This window comes from Actinomadura meridiana (assembly GCF_039537545.1).
In the GTDB taxonomy this organism is placed as follows: domain Bacteria; phylum Actinomycetota; class Actinomycetes; order Streptosporangiales; family Streptosporangiaceae; genus Spirillospora; species Spirillospora meridiana.
Map to the genome: position 1 here is coordinate 371,196 of NZ_BAABAS010000021.1, position 10,493 is coordinate 381,688.

Sequence of the window (10,493 nt, forward strand, 5' to 3'; positions counted from 1 at the left end):
TCGGGTTCAGCCCAGCGGTGAAGGCATGAGTTTGAGGGGCTGTTGGCCGTTTGGGTACTACGGTTGGTTCGTCGTCATTCGTGTGAGGTATCGGAGTTGCCGCTGTGGCGTTTGATCTTCGGCCGGGCGTCGCGCATTTCGTCGATCGGGTGGACGAGGAGAGGCGAGCGTTGCGTGCGATTGACGAGTGGCGTGGGCGACATCGTCCGATGTGTGTGGTGTTGAGTGGGCTGGCGGGGGCGGGGAAGACCGAGCTGGCGTTTCGGATCGCTCGGAATCTGCGCGAGCGGCATCAGGACATTGAGGCGGTTCTGTATGTCGATCTCGATGATCTGCGGGTTCAGGGGGCCGTGTCGGCCACTGATGTGCTGGGTGAGTTGTTGCGCGCGCTGGATGTCGCGCCGGAATGGCTGAAGGGGTCGCTCAGGGAACGTCAGCGGCAGTATTCGGTGAAGACGGACGGCCGACGCCTGGTTGTGCTTGTCGACAACGCCCGGTACGGGTCCGAAGTGGTCCCGCTTCTCCCGGCGTCGGAAAGCGCCGTGGTGATCGTGACAAGTCAGGCACGGTTGTTCGATCTGGAGGCCGGGGCGGCGGTCGAGGTAGCAGTGGAGCCGCTGGGTGACGCGGATGCGATGGAACTACTCCAACGGATCACTGAGGATCCGCGTCTGGCCGCCGAACCCGACACTTCCATCGAGTTGGTTCGCCTGTGCTCGGGGTTGCCCGGAGCGGTGCACGCGGCGGGCCACCTGCTTCGCAAGCACCGGCGGCGCTCTTTGCCGCGGCTGCTGTCCGAACTGGCCACCGATCTGCAGGAGAAAGGGCTTCCGGTGGTCGAGAAGGTGTGGGACGCGGCGTACAGGGACTTGAGCGCTGATGCGGCTCTGCTGTACCGGCTGCTCGCGGACTTTCCTGGGCCGTCGTTCACCGATGAGGCCGTTACAGCGCTGCTGGGCCGGGGGAGGGATGCCGCGGACGATGCGCTGGAGGAGTTGGAGAACGCGAGTCTGCTCGATCTGCGGACCGGTCGGATGCGCCTGCCGGATTTGCTGCGCGCGCATGCCAGGCGCCGTGCCCGCCGTGATGGCGGGTCGGAGGAGGCCACCGACGGGCGGCGGCGCATTGTGGAGTGGTATCTACGCCAGGCGCAGCGAGCCGACACGCTCGCCGCGGGTAAGCGGATGCGTCTGGCGGAACCCCGGCCACCGATCCCGGGTGCCCCCGACGTGCAGTTCGCCGGCAAAGGCCAGGCATTGCGGTGGTTGGAGTCCGAACGGCATGTGCTGAACGGATGCGTGCGCGAGGCCTATGCGTACGGGCTCGACGAAACCGCGTGGGCTTTGTGTGAGCCGTTGTGGACGCACTACCTGGACTTTCCGCATTACGAGGATGTCGTCGACGCGTTCACCACCGGGCTGGCGGCGGCACAGCGGACGGGCGATGTCGCCGCGGTGGCGCGCATGCGCTGCCAGCTTGCCCGCCCCTACTGGGAGCAGGGCAGGTTCGATGAGGCAGGGCGTGAGTTGGAGGCGGCGCGGAACGCGGCCGCGGCCCTGGGGACGTCGGAACCAAACAGCAAAATCAAAGCCTCGGTCGTGGAGTTCCGTGGCATGCTGCACGGGGCGCGGGGAGAATGGAGAGCCGCCGCCGCCGACTTCGAGACCTCCCGCGAAATGCACCAGGCCATTCCCAACGAGTATGGCGTGATGCTCCTGACCTACCGGCTCGGCCAAGCCCTCGCCGAACTGCGCGAGAACGACCGGGCCGCGGCCCTGCTCAGGCAGGCCCATGACAAGGCCCGCGCATTGCAGCGTGAGCGTATGACCGCGCGGACGGGCGTCGCGCTGGCCGGCGTGATGCGCAGACTCGGAGAGGCCGACCAAGCGCACGCGCTCTACGTGGCGGCTCTGGAAAGCGCGCGTGAGCGGGATTCCACCTATGACCAGGCGCGAATTCTGCGCTCCCTCGCCGCAGCGGCCGAAGAGGCCGGAGACCCCGCCCAGGCGGAACAGCATCGTCAGATGGCTGACGCTCTGCGCGACCGCAGCGGAGGTTTCGCCTAAAGCACGCGGGCGGCTTCCTCAGCGGTGGCCGGAGAGATCCGTACCGGGAAGGAGTACGGCCCAATCTCGCAGGTGATCGCGGCAGGTGGGTCGGGATGCGAACTGAGCCAGGCATGGACCGCGCTGAGGATCGCGGCGGGGTCAGTCCGCATTATGCGGCCATCTTCACGGCAGGGGCCGATACTGACTGTCAGGATCGGCCCACCACGGCGGCGCGTCAGGCTGAGGGAAGGGGACATGATGACTGCTGCGGTCCGGCAGCCCGGAAAGTTCTCCAGCACGTCCGCGAGCCATGCCTCTACCGTCCACGCCAAACCGTAGACGGACTCGGGGGAGTGTTCGGCTCGGCGATAAAGAAGTCCGGCACTTTGGATGAGCCGCTCGCCGGCCACACCGAATTCGGCGGCAAGGTGGTGCGCGGGTGCGTCACCGTGCGCGGGGCGACGTTCAACCCGCACCTGGAAACCGTTGATGTATGTGCGTGCCGCGAAGGCTACGGGGGCCCGAACGGGGGGAGAGGGAGCAGGGAGCACGCGGGCGGTGACCTGAATCGCCGGCGGCGTGAGTCCGAGCAACTCGTAGAGTTCTTGCCGCAGCAGTTCCAATGCCCTTCCTTGCTCGGCGAACACCGATTCGGCGAGTCGAGGACCGCTGCCGGGAACGTGCCCGCGGATCGCCGCCTGAAGATCGCCCTCGACCTCCAGTCGCGGGGCGCGGTCCAGGAGTTCGGCCATCGGGCTGCCGGGAATCAGCTCATCGCCTCCGTCGTAAACACCGATTATCGGACGGTCCAGCGCGGCGGCGTACAGGGCTGTCGACCCATGGTCGGTGATGACGGCATCGGCGGCGATAAGGAGCGCGGCCCACTCCTCGTACGGCTCGCCCAGGACAAGGCCCGCGTCCAGCGCGGGCGCGAGACGTTGGGCCAGATCGAAGCCGCCGATCTCGCTGCGCGCGTTCGGATGGAGGACCAGCGCCAACTGGTAGGCGTCATGGGGGAGCCGCGTCGCCAGGTCGGCAGGCAACCTCGGACGTCTCTGAAGTAGTGACTCGGGCCCCCACGTGGACGCCATGACGACCAGGCTCCGCGCACCGGTGCCCAGCGAACTTCGATATCGGTCGCGGTGCGTCCGCGAAGCAAGAAGGCGTTCGAGGGTGGGGTCACCGACGACCGCTGCCCGCTCGGCGGCCCGCGGGGCCACGGAGTTCAGGTGTCTCACCTGGTCAGGGTGGGCCAGCCCGTGGAACGCGGCCACGGCACGGCCATTGTGGAGCAGGTACACCGGGTCCAGACCAGACGCCGACCCCTCCGATCCCTCGCCCGGGATCGTCTTGCTGAAAGCAGCCCCGTGGGGGAGCAACACACGCCTACCGCGCAACAACCTGAACATGCCCTTGGGGCTTGACGCCACAATCAGATCGAAGGACCGCTCGCGTGCACGATCCCAGGGGATCATCCGCGCGTGTGCCCGTTCGATCGAGGTCAGTGCCTCGACATGAAACTCCGAGCCGGGGATCAAGGTGAACAGCCGCTCTACACGGTCATCACCAGCGAACACAGGCAGAACGTCAAGGAGCCGGTTCAGCGCGATCGCTGACCGTGCGGCGAACAAGACTGATCTGATGTGACCTCGCTCGTCGCTCGTCGCTCGTCGCTCGTCGCTCGTCGCTCGTCGCTCGTCGCTCGTCGCTCGTCGCTCGTCGCTCGTCGCTCGTCGCTCGTCGCTATCGACCTTCCCATCGTAGTGAGGAAAGCCCCGCAATGCGGGCTGTTTTCGCAGATCAAGGGTAGTCCCTGCATCAATGGGGGAATGTGCGCAGATGGTACACGTTGGGGTCACCGCTCAGATGGCGCCCCCCGGCTGGTGCGCCGTGCTGAACAATGTGCACATGGCTGATTGGGGAGTCGCGCTGATAGCGGCGGGTTCGGCGTTCGGCGGCAGCATGATCACCGGTTGGTACGCGCGCGTCGCCGGGACCCGACAGGCGGCGGCGGCCAGGCACGCCGGGGATCGGCAGGCGGACGCCATGATCGAAACCATGCGGATGACCCTGGAGGAACAGCGCGCGATACGGACAGCGGAGGAGCGCCGTCAGACCTACCTGAGATTTCTCGAAGCCGCAGAGACCGCGATCGTGACGCGCCGGACCGGATCGAGCACCGAAGATGTGCGTCTTGCCCTGCAACGCACCAGCATGGCGCTACTCCTGGCGGGACCGCCGGACGTGGTTCGCACAGCGCAGGTGTTCGTCGAGTCTCTGCGTCAGGAGCCAAGCCACTCCCTCGACGATCTTGAGAAAGCGAAACTACTGTTCGTGAATGCGGCGCAGGAAGCATTGACTCGTTCTGTAACGGGCTCTTAAGTCGGCCTTGCGGTCGCTGACCGCTCAACCTGGTCGAGTGCCTTCTGCGCGGGTATTGGAGCCTTGTCTCGCAGGCGCCCCGTGGGGAGATCAACGGTCGACAAGTCGACAGCTGGCCGGTCCGGCACAGCCGCTGTGGGATCGGTGGCATGCTCCAAGACGAGCACTGTCTCCAGAGCCTCCTCTAATACGACGGTCGAGGAAATCCATAGGATGACGTTGAGGTTCCAACTATTGCGGGCCTTGACAGTGCCTCGGCTGGTTGGATTGGTCGACCGGAAGCCTCCATAGATCCTGGCGGCGGACCTGACATCCTCGCACGCCTCTTTGAAGGCTCGCTCTGTGTCCCCGAGGTAGGATTGGGTGATGTAATGTTCTTTCGATGCCATGCATACCCTTATATCTGTGGACTCTCGTCGGCCCTGGTCGTAGGCCGATAGCGGTCATGTAAGCCCGGCACGTTCTAACTTAGGTATCCGGAATGTGAGTTGAGCGTTCGTTCGGTAGGGCGGGCGCCCTGCATGAGTCGCAGCGTCAGAATGCCGGCATCTGCCTCGCTCCGCGGATACTACCGCGCTTGGACGGGGCCGTTATTGTTCATGGCGCGGTTTAGCTGGTCGTGGACGAATGGCGACGGAAGGCGTTCCTGCTCCAGGCGCAAGTAGGTGCCCTGCTCCGCAGATAGTGCGGCCAGGGCGGCGGCTTCGATGTCAGTGAGGTTGTGATCCGGCGGGTCGGTTCGTGTCGCGTCCTCAACGGCAAGAGTTCTGTGTTGTTCGAGGGTGACCGGGTCCATAAGGACGGAGACGAGGTGCGGCAGCCGGGCACGAGCACGTGACAGCAAGGTGAACCCGGCACGGTCGAGGTCTCCCCAGTACAGATGGCGCGCATCGTCCAGCCAACTGATCTCGTCCAGGACGTTGAGGTGGTTGCCAAGCGAGTGGACGATCACGGTTCGGGGTCGGTCGCGGACCAGGTAGGCGGACTCCTTGTTCTCGACGATCAAGATCGTCTCGGGGTGGACGGGCAGCGCGCCTACTTCCGGCAAGGGTGCGCTCAAATGCCGCAAGCCACCCACCAGTGCGCGATCGGCGGGGTCGGCCAGGATCACATCGACATGAACCGGCAACGCCTTCAGCCCGAGCGGGTCTAGGTCGTCCTGTTCCAGCTCCTCGCCTTGTTTATCAGCGTGTGGTTGTTCGGTGATGTTGAGGCAGGCCAAGACGAGCCGGCGGTTTCGGGCAAGCCACTTGGTATGCATGCCCAGAACGGGAACCTGCCGGATCGTCAGTCCGGAACGCGGGTTCTCGGTGAACCACTTGGCGGCCTCGAGCAGAATCTCGAAGTCGGCACCGTCCAGGTCCATGATCTGCTGCAAATAGGGGCGCAACCGCTGCTCGACCACACCGCCCGGCAAGGCGCGGATCCGTGACCACCTGACGTTCGCTCGCCGCCAGTGATCGGCGAGTACCTGGTCGAGGACGACGAGGTCGTCGACCGTCGAAAGGTCCAAGTGGGTGAATATCTTTTGGGCACCAACGGCGGTGCGCCGCGTGACGCTGCGCAGACAGGCGGCAGGGTGCTTCTCTGACCAGTTCCGCCAGTCGCGCACCCACCGGCCGACAGCGTCGGACTCGCGGGCGATCGCCTGCGCAGACGGTGCGGCGAGGGGAAAAGAGAACTGGGCGTCGGCACCGTCCAGTAGCCAGTCGCGCCAGTTCTTGCGATACCGAACGCGTACCTGATCCATGACCCGATTGGGATCGCGCATCAATGCTGTTCGTCCTTTAGTTGTAGCGCTTCCGTCATCGTCATCGGGTAGATGCGCACGCGGGTGCGGTCGTCCACGTCGAGATTGATGTACGCAACGGACTCCACGTAGTCCTCGAAGGCGGTCGCTTTCTCGCGGGGAGCGCCCACGATCAGCTGGAAGCCGAGGGCCTTCAGTGCGGACAGGGACCGGCCCGTGTAATCACTGTCGGCTTTGACGAACCCTTCGTCGAGGATGACTGACGCATAGCTGGGCGGACCTTCGTGGCCGTCGCCGAGGCGGAACCGCAGGGCGGCGCCGAGGATAAACGCGATCAACTCCTGTCCTTCGCCGCCACTCATGCCAGAGACACCGTCATGGATGATCTTGACCCCGTCAGGACGGGTCTCGACGGCTTGGAACTCGACGTGCTCGCGGGCGTCGAACACTCGCCGCCGCCACGCGTCCCCGGCTCGCGACTGATCGTCGAGTTTGGCCAGCTGCTTGCGCAGGCGGACGAATGACTTCTCCACCTGGTCAGCGTCTCGCCTAGTGTCCATGCCAACGGTGTTGCTGGTGTATCGGATGATGATCTGACGGAAGTCCTTCAGGTCGCTGCTTGGCCGCTCGACCGATTCGATGCTCAACGTGGCGTCCTGCCGGAACCGTACGTGCCGTAGCACATCGTTGATCGGGTCCAGCCCTCGCCTGATGCTCCGCGCGTCGTCGTCGATCTGGACGAGCACCCCGCGCAGTTGCTGGTTCATGTCCTCGTCGACCTTCGCCAGCCACGCATGCTTCGCGCGGGGCAGGTCGTCGGTCACAAGTTGCTCGTGGATCGCCAGCAACGCGGGCAGGGAATCGATCGTGCCGTCCGTCTCCCGCGCGGTTCGTTCGTCCAGGTTCCGGTAGGCGGCGATGTGGCCCACGACGGCAGTCTCGAGTTTCTCCCTGTCGTCTTTGTGCCGTTCGATCTGCCGACGCAAGTCGGTGATCGCGGTCGTCAGGCTTGCCGCGATTTCGGTGGTGTCGGCCGGCGCGGCGAACGGGGTGGCGGCGAGCGCCGCACGCTCATCGTCGGTCAGCGGCGGCGCTGCGTCGATACGGTCCTTCGCATCGTCAACGGCCGTGGTGAGTTCGCCCCATTCCCTGTCAAGTCTCTTCTGTTCCCCCTCAAGCCGTTTCACCTGACCGCGGGCCTCGACAGCCTCCTCGCGCTGCTTCTGCAGCAGCTCCGTCAGGTGCGCGACCTTAGGCGAGTTCGCCTGCGCGAGCTGAGTTTCGAGCTCACCCATCCGATCCTTCGTGGCTGACGTGTCGATCCGGTCCCAAGCAAGATCATTGCGGAGCGCTCGCAGCTCATCCAGTCGGGCGCGAGCTGACTCGCGTAGCAGGTCGGCATCATTCGCCGACGCCTCGGCGACCTGAAGCTCGCGTTGGATCGACTCGAGCTCGTCGTCCAGCTCCTGCAGCAGCCGGCGGGTGTCCCACCCGACCCACGGGTAGCGCAGGCGCCGATCGTCCTTCGTGAACCGGTCGCGGACGCTGGTGCGCATACCCGCCGGGGTGATCGCGCCTCGAGCCCATGCAGGGCGCTGGTCATCCAGCTCTGCCTCGGTCTCCACACAGAAGTAGTTCGCGGTCTCGTTCAGCTCGGCTAGGAGCCACCCTTGGAATGGATGGTCGGCGATGTCGAGCAGTGCCGGGACCCCACCGTCCATCCGGACGGGTCTCGGTGCGTCGGAGACAGCGGGGGCGATGGTGACCGAACCTCGCATGTCGTGGTCGTGCACGTACCGCCGCACACGTGCGAACTCATGGCTGTCGACCAGGAGCGTGCTCGACAACGGCAGCAGCAGGCCGACGGGCGGCCTTCTCCCACCGGCGGTGCTCGGGTTTTAGCTGTAGCAGCTCGCCGGCGTACCGGAGCCGTTCGTTCTCGATGCCAAGGTCGGACGCGATCCGATTGCGGCGTGCATCGGCGTCCTCGGGGATGAGGCTGCGTCGTGCCCGCAACCCGGCGATCTCGCGCTTCTTCGCCTCGGCGTCGCTGCGGAGCTGCCAGAGCCGGCCAGCGGCCTTGGTGGCAGTCTCGGAGGCTTCTTTCAGCGCCTTCGCTTCCTGTGCGACAAGGTCATCGAGGCTGGCGTGCGTGAGCGTAACGTCGCCTGATGAGATGGGCAGAGACAATCCGAACACGGAGAGGCCGCTCTCGAATCGCCGCCGTTCAGCATCCACCTGCTCCAGTTTTTCCTTCGCACGCTCGATCTGTAGCTGGATGAGCCTGGAACGGTCGCCGCCGGCTGCGGTGAGCTGGTCGATCGTGTCTTTCTCGCGCCGGTCGGCGGCGTCGGCCCTTTTGGCCGCGGCCGCGTGCTGTTCGTCGCCCTCCGCTTTGGCGAGACGGTTGTCGTCAACGGCGATCTCAGCCCACTCGGCGACCTTTTCCGCGTGCCACACATGAATCCGAGTTGGGCCGTCACCGGTCAGCAGCCTGTTCTTGACCACATAGTCGGCGCCGACCGCGCGGTACCTCTCAGCGATTTCGGGAAGGGGCGCGAGCGTCTCGGTGCGGCGGCGTGCCGCCTCGAACTCCTCGTACAGCCGTGAAGCCTCCCGGTACGCCTCGAGCGCGACATCCCACCGGGTCAGCGCGAGCGGCTGGGTGAGCACGAAGTCCTTGAACAGGGCGTTGATGGAGAAGATTCCTTTGGATGCCTGGGCGCGCCGCAGCAACCGCATGGCCAAGCGCTGTGACTCGTCGGTGGAGCCCATGCCCATGACGGTGCGCATCTTCGCGTGCACACGTGCCTGCGAGGAGTCCACCACGTCGCCCCGGCCTGGGACGATAAGACGTTCCAGGGACGTCTTGGACAACGGGGAGGCGCCCTGGCGGACGGCGGTGATGCCGTTGAGCTGCGCCAAGTCGAAACGGTCGTTGACGAATCCGTACACGGTGGCGGCGTTGATCGTTTCGTGTCCATCAGCGTCCGGGCCGACCCATGCCAGGCGGAATGCGGTGGCGCGGCGCCCGTCGCGGGTCTCCCAGGTAATCGCGGCACCGCTGGGAAAGCTGGGCCCGCCGGGTGGTCGCAGGTAGTTCGTCGTCGCAGAGCGCCGGTTCTCGTCCTGCCTTTGATCAGTGTGACCGCGCGCGTACGAATAGACGGTCCGTTCACGCTTCTTGCCACGGTCGTCGCGGGCAGCCTGATTGAATTCCTGTGGATTGGGCAAGATCACCGAGGCCATCGCGTCCAGCAGGGTGGATTTGCCGCGCCCGGATGGGCCGACGATCGCGGTGCCCGAGCGCGCCACGGTCATGGCCTGCAGACCTGAGTACGCACCCCAGTTGAGGACCTGCACCTGGCTTATGCGGAACTGCGCGGGGCCTTGCCCGTCGGCCACGACCAAGGGCAGGGCGTTCCGCTCGACCGGTCCCGCGGTCGCCTCGGACGTGGTCACGCGAGGTCCTCGCCAAACTCCGCGCCCGCGGGCTCATCAGTCGCGCCAGCGGCTTCGGCAGCCCGGATGAAGTATTGCTCGAAGCGCATCATCTCGTCGGCACCGATCAGGGGCACGACGGCGGGCGAAACGGTGAACAGGTAATCGGCGTCCGGGTCCGGCGTCAGCAGCTTCAGTTCGGCCACAGCACGGATGGCGGCGTCCACGCGACCCTCGAACTTGGCCTCGTCGCCGTCGCCCTCCTCCCGGAACGGGCGCAGGAACTCGGCCACCTGAGCCCGGGTGATCACGACAGGGTCGTCGGCAGCGTCCGTGTACGTGTGCTCCTTGCGAAGGTGTATCAGCAGCAGGGACGCGCCTCGTGCGGATTCCACCGCATCACCGTGCGCGTACCCAGTCCAACGTTGTGGGGGTCGATGAGCACCTCGGCCTTGGACTGCTTGTTCCACACCTCGAACCCGGTGTAGCGCGGATTCCTCACCATGGCCAGCACCGTGCCCACCGTCCAGCCCGCTCCGTTCCGATGCCGGTTACGGGCAGGATCATGCGCCGAGGGGCACGGAACGCCGTCGGCGTCCAACACCCGGGCAATGCGCCGCGCGCCGTATCCCGCAAGACGCAGGGCGAAGATCTGCTCCACGATCGGCGCCGCCTCCAGGTCGAGCTCCAGCCGATGGCTCCGCGCCCCCAAAGCCGCCATCACCGGGTTGGGATGCGGGCCCGCATCAGCCAGCCGGTACCCATAAGGCGGCCGACCGCCCAGGAAACGTCCCTCGATCTGAGGTGCCTCGGACCTTCCGGACAGGTCCCCAACTAGGGTTGGGGGAACCGGAAAGGAAGGTCGTTGGCAC

8 protein-coding genes are annotated in these 10,493 nt (G+C 65.7%); 2 read left to right on the plus strand and 6 right to left on the minus strand.

What is annotated here, in order from left to right:
- Positions 1-104 precede the first annotated feature (104 nt).
- Positions 105-2,066, plus strand: a complete 1,962-nt coding sequence (locus tag ABD808_RS31450) for an NB-ARC domain-containing protein (RefSeq protein WP_344904530.1) — start codon at positions 105-107, stop codon at positions 2,064-2,066.
- Here the strand turns inward: ABD808_RS31450 and ABD808_RS31455 are convergent.
- Positions 2,063-3,679, minus strand: coding sequence for a hypothetical protein (locus tag ABD808_RS31455; protein WP_344904533.1), 1,617 nt, complete (start codon positions 3,677-3,679; stop codon positions 2,063-2,065). The two genes, ABD808_RS31450 and ABD808_RS31455, sit on opposite strands and share 4 nt — an antisense overlap.
- Before the next feature lie 277 nt (positions 3,680-3,956).
- On the opposite strand from ABD808_RS31455, the gene ABD808_RS31460 reads away from it, so the two are divergent.
- Positions 3,957-4,430, plus strand: a complete 474-nt coding sequence (locus ABD808_RS31460; RefSeq protein WP_344904536.1) for a hypothetical protein — start codon at positions 3,957-3,959, stop codon at positions 4,428-4,430.
- 568 nt (positions 4,431-4,998) lie between these two features.
- Here ABD808_RS31460 and ABD808_RS31465 read toward each other — a convergent pair.
- The 5 genes from ABD808_RS31465 to ABD808_RS31485 form a co-directional block, all read right to left on the minus strand.
- On the minus strand, positions 4,999-6,180 hold the full coding sequence (locus tag ABD808_RS31465) for a Wadjet anti-phage system protein JetD domain-containing protein (protein ID WP_344904540.1): 1,182 nt from the start codon (positions 6,178-6,180) through the stop codon (positions 4,999-5,001).
- Positions 6,181-6,200: 20 nt separating this feature from the next.
- Entirely contained in the window at positions 6,201-8,027 is a 1,827-nt protein-coding gene (locus ABD808_RS31470) for an SbcC/MukB-like Walker B domain-containing protein (protein WP_344904543.1), read from the minus strand.
- The gene (locus tag ABD808_RS31475) at positions 7,996-9,642 is read right to left on the minus strand and encodes an ATP-binding protein (RefSeq protein WP_344904546.1); all 1,647 of its coding nucleotides are present in this window, start codon (positions 9,640-9,642) and stop codon (positions 7,996-7,998) included. The genes ABD808_RS31470 and ABD808_RS31475 overlap by 32 nt, the downstream gene beginning before the upstream one ends.
- Positions 9,639-10,016, minus strand: a complete 378-nt coding sequence (locus ABD808_RS31480) for a DUF4194 domain-containing protein (protein WP_344904549.1) — start codon at positions 10,014-10,016, stop codon at positions 9,639-9,641. Before ABD808_RS31480 ends, ABD808_RS31475 begins: the two co-directional genes overlap by 4 nt.
- Positions 9,983-10,493, minus strand: a 511-nt coding sequence (locus ABD808_RS31485) for a recombinase family protein (protein ID WP_344904552.1), incomplete at its 5' end; no start/stop codon positions are given. The genes ABD808_RS31480 and ABD808_RS31485, both read right to left, overlap by 34 nt.

Bases quoted from the DNA above. Each gene is read 5' to 3' on its own strand.
- ABD808_RS31465 (WP_344904540.1), bottom strand. From the start codon at position 6,180: ATGGATCAGGTACGCGTTCGGTATCGCAAGAACTGGCGCGACTGGCTA.
- ABD808_RS31460 (WP_344904536.1), top strand. From the start codon at position 3,957: ATGGCTGATTGGGGAGTCGCGCTGATAGCGGCGGGTTCGGCGTTCGGC.